Annotated in this window: 16 protein-coding genes and 2 pseudogenes; 11 read left to right on the top strand and 7 right to left on the bottom strand. The window is 66.2% G+C overall.

The genetic code is table 11. From position 1 onward, the window contains the following. Positions 1–70 precede the first annotated feature (70 nt). Positions 71–499 carry a 30S ribosomal protein S16 gene (rpsP, locus tag O145_RS11440; RefSeq protein WP_043563127.1) on the bottom strand — a complete coding sequence of 143 codons (429 nt, stop codon included), beginning with the start codon at positions 497–499 and terminating at the stop codon, positions 71–73. Positions 500–875: 376 nt separating this feature from the next. Here rpsP and O145_RS11445 point away from each other — a divergent pair, with 376 nt between their 5' ends. From O145_RS11445 to O145_RS11455, 3 genes are read left to right on the top strand one after another with little or no spacing between them, the layout of a single operon-like run. Beyond that, positions 876–1,262: a GntR family transcriptional regulator gene (locus O145_RS11445; RefSeq protein ID WP_043563129.1), complete on the top strand. Its 387-nt coding sequence runs from the start codon at positions 876–878 to the stop codon at positions 1,260–1,262. Next, on the top strand, positions 1,259–2,071 hold the full coding sequence (locus O145_RS11450) for an ATP-binding cassette domain-containing protein (protein WP_043563131.1): 813 nt from the start codon (positions 1,259–1,261) through the stop codon (positions 2,069–2,071). Before O145_RS11445 ends, O145_RS11450 begins: the two co-directional genes overlap by 4 nt. Continuing rightward, positions 2,068–2,832: a hypothetical protein gene (locus O145_RS11455; protein WP_043563132.1), complete on the top strand. Its 765-nt coding sequence runs from the start codon at positions 2,068–2,070 to the stop codon at positions 2,830–2,832. Before O145_RS11450 ends, O145_RS11455 begins: the two co-directional genes overlap by 4 nt. A gap of 112 nt (positions 2,833–2,944) precedes the next feature. On the opposite strand, the gene O145_RS19290 is transcribed toward O145_RS11455, so the two are convergent. Together O145_RS19290 and O145_RS19625 are read right to left on the bottom strand one after the other, a co-directional pair. Beyond that, positions 2,945–3,193, bottom strand: coding sequence for a hypothetical protein (locus O145_RS19290; protein WP_229118523.1), 249 nt, complete (start codon positions 3,191–3,193; stop codon positions 2,945–2,947). 294 nt (positions 3,194–3,487) lie between these two features. After that, positions 3,488–3,598 (bottom strand): annotated as a pseudogene (locus tag O145_RS19625) (TetR/AcrR family transcriptional regulator); the annotation flags it as partial. Between the two features lie 376 nt (positions 3,599–3,974). On the opposite strand from O145_RS19625, the gene O145_RS11465 reads away from it, so the two are divergent. The 3 genes from O145_RS11465 to O145_RS11475 are packed head-to-tail and all read left to right on the top strand — an operon-like array spanning position 3,975 to position 6,864. Continuing rightward, positions 3,975–4,550 (top strand): MptD family putative ECF transporter S component, encoded by a 576-nt coding sequence (locus O145_RS11465; protein WP_267489933.1) that lies wholly within the window; start codon positions 3,975–3,977, stop codon positions 4,548–4,550. Then, positions 4,547–5,317, top strand: a complete 771-nt coding sequence (locus O145_RS11470; protein ID WP_229118525.1) for a CbiQ family ECF transporter T component — start codon at positions 4,547–4,549, stop codon at positions 5,315–5,317. The genes O145_RS11465 and O145_RS11470 overlap by 4 nt, the downstream gene beginning before the upstream one ends. Next, entirely contained in the window at positions 5,242–6,864 is a 1,623-nt protein-coding gene (locus tag O145_RS11475; RefSeq protein ID WP_229118526.1) for an ABC transporter ATP-binding protein, read from the top strand. Before O145_RS11470 ends, O145_RS11475 begins: the two co-directional genes overlap by 76 nt. Here O145_RS11475 and O145_RS11480 read toward each other — a convergent pair. The 4 genes and pseudogenes from O145_RS11480 to O145_RS17495 all read right to left on the bottom strand — a co-directional run bounded on the left by O145_RS11480 (position 6,830) and on the right by O145_RS17495 (position 13,588). Further along, positions 6,830–8,938 (bottom strand): ATP-binding cassette domain-containing protein, encoded by a 2,109-nt coding sequence (locus O145_RS11480; protein ID WP_043563135.1) that lies wholly within the window; start codon positions 8,936–8,938, stop codon positions 6,830–6,832. The genes O145_RS11475 and O145_RS11480 overlap by 35 nt on opposite strands. After that, positions 8,935–11,643, bottom strand: a complete 2,709-nt coding sequence (locus O145_RS17490; RefSeq protein ID WP_084682565.1) for a DUF4135 domain-containing protein — start codon at positions 11,641–11,643, stop codon at positions 8,935–8,937. Before O145_RS17490 ends, O145_RS11480 begins: the two co-directional genes overlap by 4 nt. 64 nt (positions 11,644–11,707) lie before the next feature. Further along, positions 11,708–11,842, bottom strand: a complete 135-nt coding sequence (locus O145_RS11490; RefSeq protein WP_043563138.1) for a lacticin 481 family lantibiotic — start codon at positions 11,840–11,842, stop codon at positions 11,708–11,710. 509 nt (positions 11,843–12,351) lie between these two features. Beyond that, positions 12,352–13,588, bottom strand: a pseudogene (locus O145_RS17495) (IS110 family transposase). An 815-nt stretch (positions 13,589–14,403) separates the two neighbouring features. Between O145_RS17495 and O145_RS11505 the strand changes: the two are divergent. The 5 genes from O145_RS11505 to O145_RS11525 all read left to right on the top strand — a co-directional run bounded on the left by O145_RS11505 (position 14,404) and on the right by O145_RS11525 (position 19,088). Beyond that, the gene (locus O145_RS11505; protein WP_052375069.1) at positions 14,404–15,339 is read left to right on the top strand and encodes an ABC transporter ATP-binding protein; all 936 of its coding nucleotides are present in this window, start codon (positions 14,404–14,406) and stop codon (positions 15,337–15,339) included. Continuing rightward, positions 15,336–16,097, top strand: coding sequence for an ABC transporter permease (locus O145_RS11510; RefSeq protein WP_043563143.1), 762 nt, complete (start codon positions 15,336–15,338; stop codon positions 16,095–16,097). Before O145_RS11505 ends, O145_RS11510 begins: the two co-directional genes overlap by 4 nt. Continuing rightward, positions 16,094–16,924 carry an ABC transporter permease gene (locus O145_RS11515; RefSeq protein ID WP_229118527.1) on the top strand — a complete coding sequence of 277 codons (831 nt, stop codon included), beginning with the start codon at positions 16,094–16,096 and terminating at the stop codon, positions 16,922–16,924. Before O145_RS11510 ends, O145_RS11515 begins: the two co-directional genes overlap by 4 nt. A 134-nt stretch (positions 16,925–17,058) precedes the next feature. After that, entirely contained in the window at positions 17,059–18,372 is a 1,314-nt protein-coding gene (locus O145_RS11520; protein WP_229118528.1) for a sensor histidine kinase, read from the top strand. Further along, on the top strand, positions 18,369–19,088 hold the full coding sequence (locus O145_RS11525; protein WP_052375074.1) for a response regulator transcription factor: 720 nt from the start codon (positions 18,369–18,371) through the stop codon (positions 19,086–19,088). Before O145_RS11520 ends, O145_RS11525 begins: the two co-directional genes overlap by 4 nt. Positions 19,089–19,104: the final 16 nt, after the last annotated feature.

A 19,104-nucleotide genomic window follows, 5' to 3' on the forward strand; every position in this document is an offset into this window, starting at 1 on the left:
CCACCGTCACGTCCTCGGGGCGGTCCACGATCCCGCGCACCAGGTGCTCCAGCGCCTCGGCCAGCACCTGTCAGGCCCCCTCGGCGCCGTCGGCCCGCCCCGCGCTCCCGGCCTGCTCGACCCGGGCGGCCGAGGCCGCCTTGAGCCTCTCGGCCTCATCGGCCGCCTCGCGCACCGCCGCGTCCCGCGCCGCCGCCACCGCAGCCTCGTCCCTGACCCGCAGCCTGCCCTCGGGAACGGGCAGGCCCTTGAACGCCTGGTAGTCCCCGGTGATCCTCAGCAGGTTGTGCACCGTGTTCGACGGCTGGGCGCCCACACCCAGCCAGTAGCGCACCCGCTCCGAGCTGATGCGGATCAGCGAGGGCTCCTGCACCGGGTCGTACAGGCCGATCTCCTCGATCACCCGCCCGTCGCGCTTCTTGCGCGCATCGACCACCACCACCCGGTAGACGGGCGAGAACTTCTTGCCAATGCGCTTAAGACGAATCTTGACTGCCACTTGAGTACAGCTCCTGACTTCCAGACACGGTTTCCGGACACGGTAGACGACAGCGCGCGCCGACCTACCGGTGGGGTCAAGCAACAGTCCCTCGACGCACGCCTACCAGCACGACCACGCCCGGGAGAGGGACCGCACACGGCCGCACAACCACGCCATCATGCCAGACCAACAACCCTATCTGCCAGCGCGGTCGGCGCCTTCCGCTCAATCGGCAGTGCGAGATCTCCCACGTGCGTGTCGGTGGGGCGGGTGCGGCGCCGTCGTCGGCGAGGAGTCGGAGGGGTCCGACCGGGCGCACCGCGCTTGCTGCGCTGTCGGTTATATGGTTTACTACTTGTGTAACTAACCAACCGACCTTTGGGGAGGTGCGCTCATGAGACGCTTCGACGGCGCGATCCCCATCTACGTCCAGATCGCCGAGGAGATCCGCACCCAGATCCTCGGCGGCGAGCTGGCCGAGGGGGCGCGCCTGACCTCCACCACCGAGTACGCCGCCCGCTACCGCATCAACCCGGCCACCGCGAACAAGGCGGTCGCGCTCCTGGTCGATGAGGGCCTGGTGGTCAAGCGGCGCGGCATCGGCATGTTCGTCGCCGACGGCGCCCTGGCCGCTCTGCGCCGCAGCCGCCGCGCCGCCTACGCCGACGGCGTCCTCCACCCCGCACTCGATACCGGCCTCGCGCTCGGCCTGAGCGATGCCGAGCTGCGCGACGCCGTCATCCAGTACCTCACGACCCGTGCCCGCAAGGAGTCCCGATGACCGCACCTTCCGACACCCCCGATGCTCCCGACGTCGTCCCCGGCGGACCGGCCATCGAGCTGACCGACCTCGGCTACCGCTACGCGGGAGGAGGCGCGGCGGCCCTGAGCGAGCTCACGCTCACGCTGCGACCCGGCACCCTCACCGGCCTGCTGGGCCGCAACGGCTCGGGCAAGACGACCCTGCTGTCGCTCGCTGCCGGTCTGCGCCGCCCCACCTCCGGGAGCCTCACGGTCGCGGGGCGCCCCGCCTTCGACGACGGCGTCACCATGACTGCCGCGGCCCTCCTGGGCGGGCCCCGCTCTCTTCTTGAGGACATCCCCATCCGCCGGTCCCTGGAGCTGTGGGCCGTGACCCGGCCCGGCTGGGACGGCCAGGAGGCCGCCCGTCTCATGGAGGTCTTCGAGGTCCCCCTGCGGACCCGGCCCTCGCGCCTGTCCCTGGGGCAGCGCAGTGCTCTGGACGCCGTCTTCGCCCTGTCGTGCCGCTGCCCCGTCCTGCTTCTGGACGAGATCCACCTGGGCATGGACGTCGTGATGCGGCGCCGCTTCTGGGATGAGCTGCTGGCCCTGTACCTGCGCGAGCGGCCCACCGTCGTCGTCTCCTCCCACCAGGTTGACGAGATCGAGGACCTGCTGGAGGACGTCGTCGTCCTGCACCGGGGGCGCCTGGCCGCGGCGGGCGCCGCCGACGAGCTGCGCGCGGCCCACTCCCGTCCCGGCCAGGGGCTCGCCTCACTGGCCGACGCTCTGATCGACCTCACCAGCGGCACCGCCCTCGCCGACAGCACCGAAGGAGAACTCTCATGAGCGCCGCCATCGTCGCCTCCCTGTCCGAGCGGCCCCACCCGCCGCGCCCCGGTCCCGGTGCGGACCGGGCCGCGGGCTCGCGCACCTGGGCGCTTACCCGTATGGCCTTCCGCGAGCTGGCGCCCGTCCAGGGGGCGATCCAGGCCCTGGGCGTTGTGGTAGTCACCAGCCTTCTCTCCGCGCAGGTCTCCGGTCTGATCGCCGGATCGCTGACCCTCGGTGAAGAACCTGTGGGTGTCTTCAAGCTTGGTGCCTACGGCCTGACCGCATTCGTCGTAGCGCTCTACGCGAGCCTCACCCACGGGATCGTCATGGCCGCGCGCACACCGATGCTGCTGCGCGCCGGCCTGACGCGCGGGGCGGTCATGACGTGGCTGACCTGCACCGGGCTGCTCCTGGGCGCGGCGTCCACGGCCGTCTGCGCCCTGCTGACGATCCCCGACGTCGTGCTCGACGGCCGGATCGAGGGGGTCGACCTGGTCGTGGTCCCGCAGCTCGCCGCGCTGGTCGCGCCGGCGGTCGCGGTGTCCTACCTCGTGGGCGCCTGCATCGCCCTGCACTTCCTGCGCCGGCCCTGGTGGGCGGGTGTGATTGCGGTCCTGGTGGGCCTCAGCGCCGTGGCCGCCTGCGTGGAGCGCATCGTCGCCCAGTGGGGCACGCCCTGGGCGGTCCTGTGGATCGCCCTGGGTGCCGCCCTGGCGGCGGCTGCGGGCCCGGCCGGGGCATGGCTGCTGCTGCGCCGCTACGAGCCGCGGAAGTGAGCCGGCGGCAGCCCGCGCCGCCTCCGAGTTTCGGGCGCCGGCGCCTCCTTCGTCGAGATCGGTTCGCTTCCGGCTCGAGATCGGTCCGGTTCCGCGTCGAGATCGGTTCGCCTCAGGGGCGGCGCACGGAGGTCTCCAGGCCGTCCATGAGAAGCTCGATCACGGAGCGGTAGTACCGGTCTCGAGCAGGTGCGGAGGACTCGGGCGGTCCGAGGAACTGGGCCGCCATGTCGCTGGCGAGCAGTGACATCCCGGGGCTCTTGTCGGCAAGACTCTCGAATCCGCTCATGAGCTCTGCGTGATCGCGGAGGCCGGCGTCCTCGTGGCGGAGCTCGTCATCCGCCGCGGCAATCGTCATCATCGCCGTATTGAACAGAACCGTGTATGCGTATGCGGTCGCGCTCCCGAACCCTCCCCGCTGCAAAGAGGCGATACCGGCGTCGACGACTGGGACCATGCTCGGGAATATCGGCCCGTGCAGCAGGAGCCATCTCGCTGTCCCGGGGTAGGCCGCCAGGGCCGGCCGTGCCGGAAACAGCGCCGCGCGGAACCACTCTCGCCACGGCATCGTCTCCGTGGGGAAGCCGACCGTCTCGAGCACCCGCTCGACCACGCGCTGGCGCAGGAGCTCTTGTCCGCCGACATGATGATAGATGGTCGGGGGCGTGACATGGAGTCGCTTCGCGAGATCGCGAAGCGACCACGACTCGAGCCCCTCCCCTCGGGAGGCCTCGACGGCGGCGTCGATGATCGCCGCGGGTGTCAGCCCGTGGTGGTAGGCCGTGCCGGTCGTGCTCGTGGCTGTTCGCCTCCTCGGCGGTCTGCTGGGGCGGCGCCTGTCGGTGAGGCTCCGGAAGCGTCGCTGCGCCCCTCAAGGGTACCAACGCGGATGACCTCGGCCTCACCTCGCCCGAGCGCCAGGTGATGGCGAATCTTGCTGACGCGCCTACCCGACATGATCTTAACAGTGTTATAGTGCCGGTCATGGCTTCGCTCGCAACCGCCGTCGGCGGGATTCCGCGAATGTCCTCAACGTTGTGAATGATGTGCGCCCAAGACCCCGGGCGCCCTATTGTGAAAGGACTGAAATGACGGAGGAAGACTCTGCCAAGGATTCCGGCGGATCTCGGTTCTCGCTCGCGATGAGCGGTCGAGACCTCATGACGATCGGGATATTCCTCGCCATCTATATCGTACTCTACTTCGCTATCACCATGTTCGGGTTCCTCAACCCGGTCATGATGCTGGTGACGCTCGGCCTGAGCATTGTGGTCGGGGCGATCCCATTCATGCTGTTCCTCACGCGGGTGAAGCACGCCGGGATGGTGGCGCTGTTCGCTATTGTTCTTGGAGTCCTGCTCCTGGTCATCGGATTCCCTCCGCTGTCGATCGGCATTCTGGTCTCCCTGGCGGTCGTCGTCGAGCTCGTTCTCGCGGTGACCGGCTACCGATCCCGCTGGGCCGGGGTCCTGTCCTACACGATATTCTCGGTGTGGAATACCGCCCCGCTCCTTCCGCTGTTCTACGACCGCCAGGGCTATTTCAGCTCTCCTTCCATGTCGCGAATGGGGCCGGAGTACACGGCGAGGCTGGACGCCTTCCTCTCGACCGGGGTCCTGATCGGCTTCGATATCGCCGCAGTGGTCCTCGGCCTCATTGGTGGGGTGATCGCACTGAGGCTGCTGCGCAAGAGCTTCGCCCGTGCAGGACTGGCGTGACCACTCTGCCGGGTCGGGTCCGGGCTGAGACCGCCGCGCCTCACGAGATACCAGGACGGCGGCTCTCGCAGCCCTGGCGGGCCACCGATCCGCGAACAAGCGTTGTCCTCATTATCGCCACCAGTGTCACGGTGATGGCACCAGGAGGAGAGACCTTCGTCCCAGCGGGTCTGGGGCTGGGCCTCCTCCTGGCGATCGCCGACCGGGCATGGCGGCACCTCGGCGCGCTGGCTGCCGCGGCTGCGACACTTGAGCTGCTTGCGCGCGGCCTGCCGCTCCTGGCGCCCTCGACCTTCTCGGTGCTCGTCGGGGTTGTGTCCGCGTTCCTCCTGCGCTTCGTGGTCGTCTACGGCGTGGTTCTGCACTTCTTCCGCACCGGAACGCCCGCTGCTGTCACCGCGGCGCTGCGGGCGGCCCGCATCCCGCGGGCACTGACCGTGCCGATCGCCGTCGTGCTGCGGTTCGCGCCCGTCGTCGCAGCCGAGGCCTCCGCCGTCGTCGACTCGATGCGCCTGCAGGGGCTCACCAGCCGGCGCTCTGTGCTGCGCCACCCCGTGCTGAGCATTGAACGGTTCACGGTCCCGGTGATCGCCTCGACGCTGCGAGTGGGAGACGACCTGACCGCTGCGGCGCTGCTGCGAGGGCTCGGCTCGTATCAACGACCGACCAGCCGTGTGCCTCCGCGGCTGGGGTGGCCCGATCTGCTCTGGGTCGCAGTCACCGGCCTCCTAGCCGCGGCCTGCTGGATGGCGAAGGGCTGCATATGATCACGATCTCTCAGGCGGCCTGGCAGTACGCGACGGCGGAGAAGCCGACGATGGAGGGCGTCGATCTCGTGATCGAACCGGGTGAGACGGTCGTGCTGTGCGGGGCGAGCGGATCGGGGAAGTCCACTCTCCTGCGGATGATGAACGGGCTCATTCCGCATTTCCACGAGGGGACATTGTCCGGGCGAGTGACGGTGTCCGGCCTCGACGTCCGGAAGAGCGCCCTCGACGAGCTCGGGCGGCGGACCGGCACGGTGCTGCAGCACCCGCGGCGCCAGTTCTTCACCGCCACGGTTATTGACGAGCTGTCCTTCGCCCTGGAGAATTTCGGCGCCGAACCCGCAGACATTCGGGCGCGCGTCAATATGCTCATGCGCAGGCTCGCGCTGCAGGCGATTATGGAGCGACCGCTTCCGCAGCTGTCCGGAGGCCAGCAGCAACGCGTCGCCATCGCCGCGGGGCTCGGGCACGAGCCGAGAGCTCTTCTGCTCGACGAGCCCAGCTCGAATCTGTCCGCCGACGCCGTCTCGACTCTGGCGGGCACCCTTGCCGAGCTGCGCGAGCGCGGCATCACTATTGTGATCAGCGAGCACAGGCTGCACTACCTCACCGGAATAGCGGACAGGTTCGTCCTTCTCGAACGCGGACGAATCGCCCACTCGTGGACCGCACAGCAGCTCGCCGCCCTGGAACCCTCCGTCGTCGAACAATATGGCCTGCGGAGCATTGAGCCGCCCCCGCTGCCCGAGCTCTCATCTGTCCCGGCGGCCGGGGCGAGCATTGCGCCGACGTCGGCCGGTGCGGCCGTCCGACCGCCCGCGGAGTCCGGGAGCGGCCGCGGCGGTCTCCAGCTTGAGGACGTGCGCTGCGTGCTTAAAGGACGCACGGTCCTCTCCATTGGCACGGCGTACTTTCCCGCTGGGGCTGTGACCGCGGTCTGTGGACCCAACGGTGCGGGCAAGACCACCCTCGCCCGTGTTGTTGCCGGACTGCAAACACATACCGGCACCATTCGCCTCAACGGGGAGCCCCTCTCGAAGCGGCAGCGGCTCCGCGTAAGCGGAATCGTCATGCAGGACGTGCAGCGCCAGCTCTTCGCCGATAGCGTCCGCGCCGAGATCGAGCTCGCCGCCACCCGTGCGGGGTCGTCGCGCACCGGCCCGACGGACGACGACGTCGACCGGCTGCTCGACGAGCTCGATCTTCTGCCGTTCGCCGATCAGCACCCGCTGGCGCTCTCGGGCGGGCAGCAGCAGCGGCTGGTCATCGCCGGTATCCGGCAGGCCGAGGCGCGGATCGTGATCTACGACGAGCCCAGCTCGGGTGTCGACCGGCGCCACCTCGACTCGATCGCACGCGCCATCAGGCGCAGCGCCCGTGCGGGCGCGGTGGTGCTGCTCATCACCCACGACGACGAGCTTCTGCAGCGCGCCGCCGATGTGCGACTCGACCTGCGGCCGCCGGCGTCGAAGGAGACTTTTGTGCGGGAGCATGAGACGTTGCTTCAAAGGATTACAGGGCGATTGGTTCTGCGTGACCAGCGGTGACGAAGGCCCTGTATTCCGGGCACGATTGCATGAGGGAGGCGTGGGTTGAGGATATGATCGTTCCCGTCCCCGAGACGAACACAACCGTATCGCTGTCACCGATCAGCCACAGGTCATGCGTGAAAATGATGAAGGCTCGAGACCGGTCGTTGCCGATCGTCCGGTTGTAAACTGCTCGAATGGTTTGCTCGTCGAGACCGATGAACGGCTCGTCCAGCAGTACCAGGGAGTCTCCCGCTGCAAGGGCCCTGGCAATGGCGAGCCTTCGCCGCTCCCCATTCGACAGGTTTGCTCCGTCCTCGGAGACATAGGAGTCCAATCCAAGTGGGAACCTTGCCACCCGATCCTTGAGAGCCACTGCATCGAGTGCCGACCAGGCGGCGTCGTCCGTCAGGCCCGCCTTCCGCGGGTCGAGGACCTGGCGGACTGATTCACCGCCCAGGCGCGTCTCCGCGAACTCGGCGCCCAGGAGATCTCTCAAGTCGGGTTGCAACTCGACGACGCCCGAGTGCGGAAGCAGCCCGGCGAGGCCTTTAAGGAGTGTGGACTTTCCGCCTCCCGACGGCCCGACAATGAATGTCCTGGAGGTCGCGGAGATCCTCAGATCGACATCGTTGATGACCTGGTTCCTGCCGAACTTGATGCTCAGCGCACTCGCCTTGATCAGGTCCTGGGCGGCAGCGGTGCGGTCCACGAAGTATTGGGTGTCGCCGACGTCGAATATCTCGGTGTGGCGATCCGCGTTCTGCCGGACCTGGTTCAGTGTCACCACGAGGGTGAGGGTGTCTTTGAGGCCGCCGGAGACCAGGCCGCCCGCAACCTGTATCATGAGCAGAGTCCCCAAGGACATTGCGCCCGCCTGGAATCGGGCGGCGGAGTAGAGAGCCAGGCCCGCGCTGATCAGGAAGGTGAAGATGGTCGACAGCCCTTGCGAGTATCCCGTCGTCTGCACGACTTTGACGTAGGAGCTTGTCAGCTCCCTGTTGGACCTCTTCCAGGCCTCCGCAGTCGAGCCGGTCACACCCAGGGCGACCGTGTCAACAATATTCGCGAGGTCGCGCTGGACGAGCTGCCCGAACTCCTGCTGCTTGAGGATGTACGCGACGTTCGCCGAGTTCTGCTTCTCGATGAGGACCTGATTCACGGCCAGAAACACTCCCGAGCAGACTATGATGCCGCCGGCGATCCAAGGATCGAGGAAGGCGAGGTAGGCGATGATCACAATGGACGTGATTGTGGAGGCGATCTGCGGCACGGCCGACACGGTGATCGCATCGCGGATCGCAAAACGAAGATTAAGCCGCTCCATGAGACCGCCACGGCTGTTCCGCTCGAAGTAGGCCAACGGTTTCTCGAGTAAACTTGTGAAGAGCCGGTCGGAATAGCGGCTATCGAAAGACCTGGCTCCGGCGGCCGTGCCATGGACTCTCGTCACAATGGACAGGACTGACATCAAGAGGACGCCTGCGACCAGGAGGGTGGACACTGCGGGGCCTTGATGCTGATCGACGAGTACACGAAGCGCTGATGAGAGCCCAAGTGCACTGACCTGCGCCAAGAGGTAGGCGAGGAGCATCATGACGTGGCTGTGCCGGCCCAGGGCACCGACAACTCGGCGCATGGTGAACCTGCCGGGGATCCGCGCGGCCTGTTCCGCCAGGAGCGCGGCATCCTGTGCGGAGAATGAGAAGACTGCGCCGCTCGCACGCTCATTGAACTCCGCTTCGCACAGATCGTAGCGACCAATGGCAGGATCGTAGACTCGCAGTCGCCGTCGGTGCCGTGCTGCCCTGGCCACCACGTAGTGGTGGGGCGTGAAGTGCACGATCGCGGTCTCGCGGGACGCCGTGAGCACCCGCCACACCTCCGACGGACTCCCGCGCCTGGCATGCAGCCGAAGGCCGTAGTCTGCAGTGAGAGTTCGCAGCTCGGCGGCAGAGATGCCGTCGGACTCGAAGACGGTGCTTTCCCGAATAAGCTGCCATGGCTGTCTGCTGATGCCGTGCGTGCTGAGCATCATGGCGAAGCAGGCCAGCAGACAGTCGCTTTCAGACTGCTGAAGCACCGTTTTCATGAGGCCATGCTCCTGCGCGTGATGGGGAGCAGTGGCTCCAGGGTGGGGCGGGGACCAATTAGAGTGCGTAGCGCGTGCAGAATGCTCGCGAGTCCGGTCATGAGTGCGTAGGACTGATGGGTGTCGGTCCCACAGCGCCAGTCTCCACCAAGGCCGAAGGCGGCGACCTCGTTGCAGACCTCAGCGATCTGAGCGTGGTAGCCGCTGACGATTGAGGACCTGTCGATATAGTCCAGGGTCAGCAGGCTGCCCGCGGCGCCGTGGCACAGCGAGAAGTTATCGATGCTGTGAATTCCGGCGAGCAGATAATCCGCAATGCGACGGAGATCGTCCATGTACCGGTCACGGATGCCTCTGGGGAGCAGAGTGCGCGCGGTTCGGTTGTCGAGCTCAAGTACGGTGATTCTCGCGACGGCGAGTCCGACAGCCCCGTGGCACCAAAAAGGACTAGGCGTGTGCTTTTCCTGGATCCTGAGGTCTCGCCAGAGCCCGTTCTCCATGCGGAGCCGTTCATCGGTTGCAAGTGCTTCCAGGCCCAGTTCTGTATACTCTTGATGGCCGGTCTTCACCCCGGCGACGAGCAGGGAAGTGCCGATGCCGGCATTGCCGTGAGCAAAGCTGGCATTATTGAGCCGCGACTTCTCGCCCAGCGGCCACTGGAGAACGTCGGCCGCCGTGTTCCGCGAGTTGGCCAGGTGGCGAGCGAGTGCGTCGATCATTTTCACCTCTGCGGGGTCCTGAGCGTGGCGTTTTGAGAGAATAATACCGGCGCTGCCTCCCAGGACATCATACACGGCGTCATTGTCAATACGCTCTTGCAGGTCGACGATAGGGGAATGCTCTGCGAGAAGAGGACTGACGGGGCCGACGTAGGCGGAACACGACGCGTTATCGTTTAGCGAGTTGGCAGTGACCGGCGCGAAAGTCTGCCGCAGGGCGTATTGGACGCCTTGAACGCCGTCATAGATCCCGTCAGAGAGTGGGCGTATGGTAAGATAATCCTTATCGTCCACCGTAAGGCTTTCCCAGCTCACGGACCCATCCTGGCAGGAGACCATGGCTTTCTTGATCTGCTTCGCAAGCCTCTCTACCGCTGCCTCAACCGACGCAGAGCGGGATCGTTGTACCGTATTGATCCGATATGATGTATTGCTCCAGCGGTGGGCCTGCATTTGTTTGATGCCGTCCAGGGCAAAGGTAATGAGATGCACCTGTCGGCCCCGGTCGGCGGCGGACAGATGCTCCATGTGGTTCATCAGCATGCGGTAGGGGGTTGCCTTGAGAGTGGTGACTGTTCGGCCGGACTCGTCTACAACATTCTTCGATGTGAACTCGCAATGGAAGGAGGGAATAAAACCGGCTTGTAGACTTTCGCATTCCGAGTCGACAAGAGGTCTTGGGAGCGACGCCCTGGAACGGCGCATATGCTCGAGCACCGCATTGGTGCGCCCCTTGAAGCGGTGGCTTTCCATGGCCTGCCGGACGGCGGCGTATTCACGAGTGTTCCGTACTAGGACCCGTGTGCTGCTTGTCTCGGCCCATTCGGAGACGGCATTCGCCACCTCGCTGGAGTTTATCAGGTAGGCGTTGTATGCCGCGCTGAAACCATTGATGATGGACGGAGTGTATTGTTCGTAGCGAATAGGGATCTCGTTTCCCTCGGGCTGCGTGCGCACGAAAGGAAGATGATCGGTGATTTGCGTAATGTCGATGTGGCGCTCAAAATGCATAATATCGGTTGCTACGTTACGAAGAACTCTGACTTCATTGCGTAATTCTTCCGCAGCAATGGCGGAGACATCTGTGCCGTCACGGTTGAGCACCCCTAATGGCAGCATTCCGGTGAGAAGCACGCTATTGGCCAGCCGTTCGATAATGAATATGGCAGCTAAAGTTGGGGCTTCGGCGGGCAGAAGCTGTATCGATCCCACAGTCTCGAAATCCACTAGGACAGGATAGCCGCCATGCGGAATAACATTCTCATAGTGGAGATCGCTGATTTGCATCAGGTAGGCTAGAAATAGCAGCTGTCCGATGCGGGTGTAGTATGCCTCGGCCTCATGCGGGCTGCTGAGTGGTTGTCTGCGAACCTCTCTGGACCATGTTCGATCTTTCGTTCTGAATGATTCTTCCCATGTCATGGGGAGGAGTGCTTCGCTCGCGCCTCCTGTGATCGCGTCCCAGACCGCTCTCACCATAGAAGAATTTGAACTCGGGTGCCCCTTGCAGAAGATTGAGGTGCCTGCGATTGTGAGGCGCGCCGCAGGCTCTGAGTTATGCCAGTCTCCAACAGCTGTAATCTCAGTTGGAACAATTGGCTTGGGATCGGAGACAAAACCTTTGGCGAGTAGGGTGGGCCAATCTCGAGACAATGCTGATGCAATGGTTTTTGTAAAGGCTGACAGACGCTCATTGTCTGACGCGATGCGATCAAGAATATCTCTGTTTTCGCACTTGAATTGCTCAAGGAACTCAAGATCTGAGGAGATGCGCTGAAACTCGTCAAACCGTTGCTCCGGAGTGTTTCCCCGCAGTTTGTCGTGCTGGCGATACGCATGCAGTTCCAGGAGTAAAGGAGGGATTACATAATGGAGTATGCGGTCGTTCGGCCAGTCGATGGATTTAAGGCCGAGGTCACTCCGCAGATTGTTGGTGAATTGTGTGAAAATCTCGTTGATGGGGTTATTGAGAGACGACTGGTTCATGATTGGCTTCCGTGTGCTGGATGGCTTTTGATTCTCGAGTTATCTTATTTTTCTGAAGGGATGGTCAGCAGCAGCGGAGGAACCACGTGAAAGAATTGAGGTGGCACTCATGGGTGAGGGTCTTGACGACTCCGTCTCCCGCTCCGAGGATCGCATCGAGCTCGGTGTCGGTCATCTCAACGAGAACATCAGTGTTCATGGCTAGTCCTTTCGTTTTCTAAATGAGATCCGAAAGCCATCCAGCGGCGATCGGAATCGCATTTGTAAGTTTTAATGATCTCGAGCGGACCGGCTAGCGAATCTACCTAGTTGTCCCCCTGGGGTGACAACTAGGTAGATGGGGTTGCAAAAATGTAACAATTGTCGGTCGTGTCTCTGATTGCGGTTGATTGTGTCGTTTAGACCGTGTAGCCGACCAGTTTCTTGGTGTAGCAGTCTGGGGACGGTCACAAGGTACACGAGCCACTCCCATGTGCGGATGTGTGTGGGATCTGCCGCTGGCGCCCTGCTTGTTGGGTGGGGTGGGTTTCCGTTGGCCCGGGGGCCGGGTGCGCCTGTTCCTTGGCATCAGGTTGTTCGCCTGGTTCATACTGACGTGCTTCGGGTCCCCCGTTACCTTGTTGGCGGTCCTGGGATCGGCCCGGGGCTGAGCCAGCCTGGGTCGGCATGATGGTTTGCCCCTGTCCGTAGGTGGCCCTGTGTGGTGTGTCAGGTGGCGGTGGGTAGCTGTGCTGCTGGTTGGGAGTCGTAGAGGGCGCTGTGGCGGATCATGGCGTGCGGGGTCAAGACGTGTCTGTGCGCTAGGGCAATGACGGCCTGGCCCGGGCGCTTGTCCTGGTCTTATTTGCCGTGATCTTGTTTGCGCTGGTAGCAGGCGCGACTGACGGGGTCGGGTCTGAGGGAGGCGGGGGCGGGGCCGAGCATGGCTCTCTTGAGCCGCTTACTGCCTGCGTGGGAGACGCCTCTCGCCCCTGATGGGGGACCCCGACCTCCTGGTCACCGGCGCCAGGCCGGCGTATGAGGCCGGTTGGGCGCCGGTGTCGAAGGTCCTGCCCAGTGTCTCGGCCAGGAGGACGGCCGCGGCCGGGACCCCGATCCCGGGCACGGGTGGTGGGGACTGGGCAGGAGAGGGCGGAGCCGCCCGCCAGGGCCCCGGGCCCGGTCGCGGTGCTCGGCCCTCTGAGAGTGCAGGGAGATGAGCCGGCGAGCCAGGTGGGGCAGCACTGTGCCGGCTGCGTCGGTGCCGGCGACGGTGACGGTCTGCTTCTCCGGGACCGAGACAGTCTCGCTGGCCCGGGCGGCACGGCGCCGGGCTCCGTGCTTCTTCAGCCGGGCACCGATATGTGCCTTGCCGGCTTTCCTCAGTGCGGTGGGGGCGGCGTCGGGTGGCAGTGACTTCCAGCACGGCGTCGCGGGCTGGTCATGGCCCCGTGACCACCTCGAGGGCGGGGCGGGGTCTGGCCTGTCCTGGCGTGCCGGGTCCAGGTCGGGACCGGTGAGCATGCTCAGCGCTGCGGTGTCCTCGTCCGAGATGCTGACGGCTCGCAGGGTGTGGGGCATGGTGCGGGCGGCCTGGGCGGTCACTGCTGCGTCACGCTTGTCGGTCCTGGCAGCCCCGGGCGTCAAGTCCGCGACGCGCCGCACCGACGCCCCCGGGCAGGTGGCCCACCGCGAGGCTCGTGTCCCTGGCGACCGCCACAGCCAAGGCCCCGATAGCGGCGGGCTGGTCCCACGGCCACCAGCAGACGGCTGCGCTCTTCCAGGCGCTCCTACAGGTCCCGCAGCCGGGACTCGTGGCTGGGCAGGACCCTGTGAGCCTGTCATGGATCTTCCTGCCGTCCCGGTCCAGGGCGGTGGCCCAGCGCTCGGCCTTGCCCACGCCGATGCCGATGAAGACATCTGGGCTGCCGGGCGTGTCTTGGACACCGTTTTCAGAGCTGTCCAAGACACGCCCGGCAGCCCAAGACGACGCATGGGCGGTGCGTTTGCTCGTCTTTGGGAGCGAGGGTGCTTGCGTGACCGGCCGACGATCCGCCAGAAGGCTGGAGTGGCGATGCAAGGCGGCGTGCGCTTGGAAGCCTCTCGTGCATGGTGACAGGGCGCACCATTGGCTGATCGCAGGACCGGCTGGCCTGAAGTGGGTCTGGTCTGGGAGTGTGCGGTGCCGTGCTGGGCGAGTGCCCCAGGGTCATGGTCCTTTTGACTCGTGGACAGCGACTTCCTCGATGGGTGTGTGCAGGGCTGGGTTCTGCCGCCGGGTCCCCTTTTCTTCCTTGCGGCGCCGGGGTGCGCCACCGGTGGAAGCCCAAGCCCCTCATCGATGTGGGTCAGACGGGTCTTCTCCTGCCGGCAGGCGCAACCCCATGGGGGAGAGCGCCTATGGCCCCGCACCCACAGCGCCTGGGCATCATCGCCAGGTCCGCGCACGAGGGGTGGCGCAAGCCTTGTCCGCTACGTGGGTAGGCTTTGTCGCCGCCCCCCGGTGCACCGATGCTTGGCGCGCTTCCAGTCCAGTTCCCCCATGGGGGACAGTCGTGGATTTGATGATGCGGGTGAAGGAGGCGACAGGGTTTCATGGATCCCATGAGCACAGCAGTGAACGCACCTACAACCGCATCCGCATCGCCCGCCCCCGTACAGCGGCCCACAGCAGGTTGGCCGCCAGTCCGTCCACTGACACCTGCACCAGGCGCAGGGGTCGCGGCTTCGAATCCTGTGGTCCCGAGCCCGGCAGGTGCCGCCCGGAGCGGGGGCAGCCTGGTGGTTACTACTGAAGGTCTGACAAAGATTTACGGAGACTTTCGGGCCGTCGACAATGTGAGCCTGCGGGTGCCCGCGGGCGGCGTCTACGGCTTCCTGGGGCCCAACGGGGCGGGCAAGTCCACCACCATGAAGCTCCTGCTGGGCCTGACCCGCCCGACCTCGGGCACGATGAGCGTCCTCGGCCACCCGGTGAGCCCGCGATCCCCGGTACCGGCGGGCGCCATTGGCTCCCTCATTGAGGGCCCGTCCTACTATCCGAGGTTGACCGGCCCGGAGAACCTCGCCATGGTCTCCGATTACCTCAGCCTGCCCCGTGGCCGCGTCCAGCACGCCCTGGCCACTGTCTCACTGACCGGGCAGGACAAGAAACTGGTCAAGGACTACTCGCTCGGCATGAAGCAGCGCCTGGGCCTGGCCATGGCGCTCCTGGCGGACCCGCCGCTCATGCTCCTGGACGAGCCCACCAACGGCCTGGACCCGGCCGGCGTCGCCGAGATCCGCGAGCTCATTGTGGCCCTGGCCCGTCAGGAGGGCGTGACCGTCATCGTCTCCTCCCACATCCTGTCCGAGATCGAGCAGATGGCCGACATTGTCGGCATTATCTGCGCCGGGCGGCTGCGCTACCAGGGGCCGCTGTCCGGCCTGCGCGACGAAGGAGTCATCGACTTCGCCGTTTCCGATCCGGCGGCCGTTGCCGCCCTGCTCACCGAGCAGCGGATCGCCCACCAGGTGCGGGGACGCACGGTGCGCATCCCCATGCTGCCAGACGAGGCAGTGGGCGAGCTCGTGACCCGCATTGTGCGCTCCGGTCACACGGTCTTCCGGGTGCAGACGGTCCGCAAGACCCTGGAGCAGGCCTTCCTGGAGCTGACCGATCCATTCGGCCGCCACCCCGTCGTCGGCTCCACGACCGGGCAGGGGGTTCGGCGATGAGCGCCATCGGCATGGAGGTGCACAAGCTTAAAAGGCGCCGCTACTGGCTCATGGCCGCTGGGGCGGTGGGTGTGGAGCTGGCATTCCAGATGAACATGATGCTCGGACGCGTCGGCAAGACGGATGGGGCAAACCTGCTGGTGCTGTCCCTGAACGACCTTTTCCTCATGTGCGTCATGGTGGTGCCTCTCGTCGCAGCATTGCTGGCCTCTCGTCTGACGATGACGGACACCGAGGAACGGATGGGGCAACTGCTCACCGCCCTGGGGCAGCGCGAGGGCACCCGCTTCGCTGCCAAGCTCGTCGTAGGTTCCTTCACCGTGGCGCTCGGGCAGGTTGCGATCGTGGCGTTCACCTCCCTGATCGGGCCCGGCATGGGCCTGAGAGTGACAGCAGCCTACCAGGACACGTTCTGGCCGAGCCTCATCATCATATTGGCCGCTTCGGTTGCGGTGATGGCCGTTCAGCTGGTGCTGGCGATCTGCTTCGAGAAACAGGCGATCGGGTTGTGCGTAGGCGCACTGGGAGGATTTGTCTGTTCAGGGCTGTCGTTCGTGCACCTGGAAGCTTTTGGCTGGCTGCTTCCCTGGGGCTTCGCTGCTGCCGCGACTCCGGTTTCGACGGCGGACTCCTATAAGGCTGGCACTTTCGTTGGCACCGCCCACCCTTGGATTAACGTTCTGCTCGCCATCGTCGCCACCGTCGTCTGGAGCCTCCTCGCCAGGCTCATTATCGCCTATAAGGAGAATCACCGATGAGCACCTCAGCAGCCTCTCTGGTCCCCGCCGCTTCACGACGCACGCCGGCACACGCTGCGCGCCCACCGCGCTCCCGGCTCGCGAAGCCGTCGGTGCGAGCGGCCTGGGCGTGGGAGAATCGCAAGGCCCGCAACTGGTGGTACTGGCCGGCGTTGGCGCTTCTGTGCGCGGGTGGAATGGCGATTGGCCGGGCCACATACCTGGAGTACTCCGACACGTTCAGGGACCAGGGGGCGAGTTGGTTGGCCGTCTGGGGGCAGGGGTCGATCCTGACGTCTATGCTGGCTTTCCCCCTGCTCGTGGAGGCGGTCATCGCTCAGGCCTCCGCTAGTGAGCACCAGGGGCGCAATTGGCGGCGCATGGCTGCCAACCGCCTGCAGAACACCATGCTCATGGGCAAGTTGCTTTACATGACGCAGACCGCGCTGCTCACCGCGCTGGTGTTCGTGGCAGAATTCGCCGTCACCGGGTTGCTCCTCGGATTCGACCCGGCTGGGCTCGGCCCCTATGTCGTGCGCATCATCCCCATAACCCTGGCTATTTTGGCCATTGAACTGTTTGTCGCCTGGCTCGGTGTGGTCATGACATCCTTCGCCTCGATTATGAGCACCGCGCTGATCGCGACCCTTAGCGGCTGTGCCGCGATGTTCGTCATGCCGCCGCTGGCCAGGTTTTACCTGATGTCTCTCATTACCGCGGCCTGCGCCTCCCGCGACCTCGATAGTATTGACTCCATGAGCTCCATTGCACTCATCTCCGTGATCTGCGCAGTCTGGATCCTGGTATGGACCGCGGCGCTGCGGCGCAGCGCCGCCCGAGTCGCATGAGTGTGCTCCCGCAGCCCGCAGCCCCGCGATCCTTCGCCGGTCGGGTCTCCGCCATATGGCGCACCGCGGCAGAGCCGAGGGACCCTGGGCTGTCGGCCTTCTCGGCAACGACTACGGTCCCGCCTGAGCCGTCCGTGCCGGCGTCTCAGGCGGGGCCGAGGGTTCCGCGCACCTTCCTGGACCGGGTCGCCGCCTGGTGGCGCACGAGCGCCGTGGGGCTGTGGGCCGTCGTGGCCGTCATGGGCCTGTTCGAGCTGCTCGTCCTGGGCCGGACCCTGGTCTTCGGCGGTCCTCAGGAGAACGTCCGACCCTGGCTGGCGTTCGGCCTGCTCGCCACCCTGATCCTGCTCGGTCGGCGCCGCCGGCCGCTGGCGGTCGTCATTGCGGTCTCTCTGGCCTCCGCGGCCATGGACCTGTGGGGGCTGCGCGGAGGCCTGGCCGTTCTGACGCTGGTCGCTTTCTACTCCCTCTTCGTCATTGCGGGAACGGCTCAGCGCCTGGTCGGTCTGCTCATGGTCGTCGCCGGCTGGGCCCTTCCCCTGGCCGGGACGTCCTCATCCTTCACTCCGGGAGACATCCTCATTCCGTACCTCATCCTCCTCTCCGCCGTCGTCACCGCGGCAGCGATCTCCCGGTCCCGCAGGGAGGCCCTGGAGCACGGCGACGCCCTGCTCGCGGCTCAGGCCGCCGAGCACCGGCTGCTGGCGCAGCGCGACGCCGCCCGCCGCCAGGCGCGGGTCGCGGCCGAGCTCCACGACTCCGTGGGGCACGACCTCACCGCGATCATCTCCCTGTCCGAGGGGCTGGCGGGCGCCACCGGCGACCCCGACCTCGACGAGGCCATTGGCACCATTAACGCCCTCGCCCGCGAGGGCCTGGCCGACACGCGTCACGCCGTCGACGCCCTGTCCCCCCTCCCATCCGCAGCCGGCGACGCCGTCAGGCCTCGCGGCTGGGACCGCCTGGGCGAGCTGCTCACCACGGTGAGGGCCACCGGCATCGGCGCCGCCCTGACCGAGACCGGGCTCCGCCCCGAGGACCCCGGGGTCGGCGCCCTGGTCTACACCGTCGTGCGAGAGGCCCTCACCAACGTCATGCGGCACGCCGCGGGCGCCACCCGCGCCGTCGTCGCCCTGGACCACGCGTACGGCGCCACCCGGATCACCGTGTCCGACGACGGCCGCGCACAGGGCGCTCTGAGCGCTCAGGAGGATGGGGTCCCGCAGCCGGGGCCTCCTGAAGGGCCCCTCGCCGCGCCGTCGTCCGGGCACGGGCTCATCCACCTGGCCGAGGCGCTCCACGAGGCCGGCGGCACCCTGAGCGCCGGTCCTGTTCCCGGCGGCTGGAGACTGCACGCCGTCGTCCCCCACCAGGCGGGCGCGCGGGCGGCGCCCGGCACGAGCACGATGACGGCCCCGGCCGTCGTCCCTCACCGGACGGAGGCATGACCGTGCCCGGCAGCAGGTCCAGGAGCATTGGGAACGGCGCCGGCCGGGCGCTTGCCGTCATGATCGTCGACGACCAGAAGGCCGCCCGCATGGGCCTGTCCCTGACCATCAACCGGGCCGACGACCTGCGGGTCGTCGCGCAGGCCGACAACGGCCAGGACGCCCTCGACCAGCTCGACGGCCTCGCCCAGCGGCATGAGCGCCTGCCCGACGTCGTGCTCATGGACATCCGCATGCCCGTCCTCAACGGCGTCGACGCCACCGCGCGCATCACCCAGCTGCACCCCACCATCAAGACGCTGGTGCTGACCACCTACGACCAGGACGACTACGCCTTCGGCGCGCTGTCCGCGGGCGCGGCCGGGTTCCTCCTCAAGGACACGCGGAGGGACCAGCTCCACCAGGCGGTCCGGGCGGTCGCCTCCGGGGACGCCATCCTGACCCCGCGCATCACCCGCGAGCTGCTCAACCGCCACATGTTCCGGCCCGTGGCCTCGCCCCAGCAACGCGCCGCCCTGGAGCGGCTCGGCCGGCTGAGCCGGCGCGAGCACGAGGTGGCCGAGCTCGTCGCGCAGGGGCTGACGAACGCCGAGATCGCCCAGCGTCTCACCATCGCCCCCGACTCGGTGAAGAAGAACGTCACCCGCATCCTGGCCAAGCTGGACCTGCGCGACCGGGTGCAGCTCGTCATCCTCATGCGCGACATCCAGTCGTAGCGGGCGGAGGGCCGTC

The organism is Actinomyces israelii DSM 43320 (assembly GCF_000711965.1).
GTDB classification, from domain to species: Bacteria; Actinomycetota; Actinomycetes; order Actinomycetales; family Actinomycetaceae; genus Actinomyces; species Actinomyces israelii.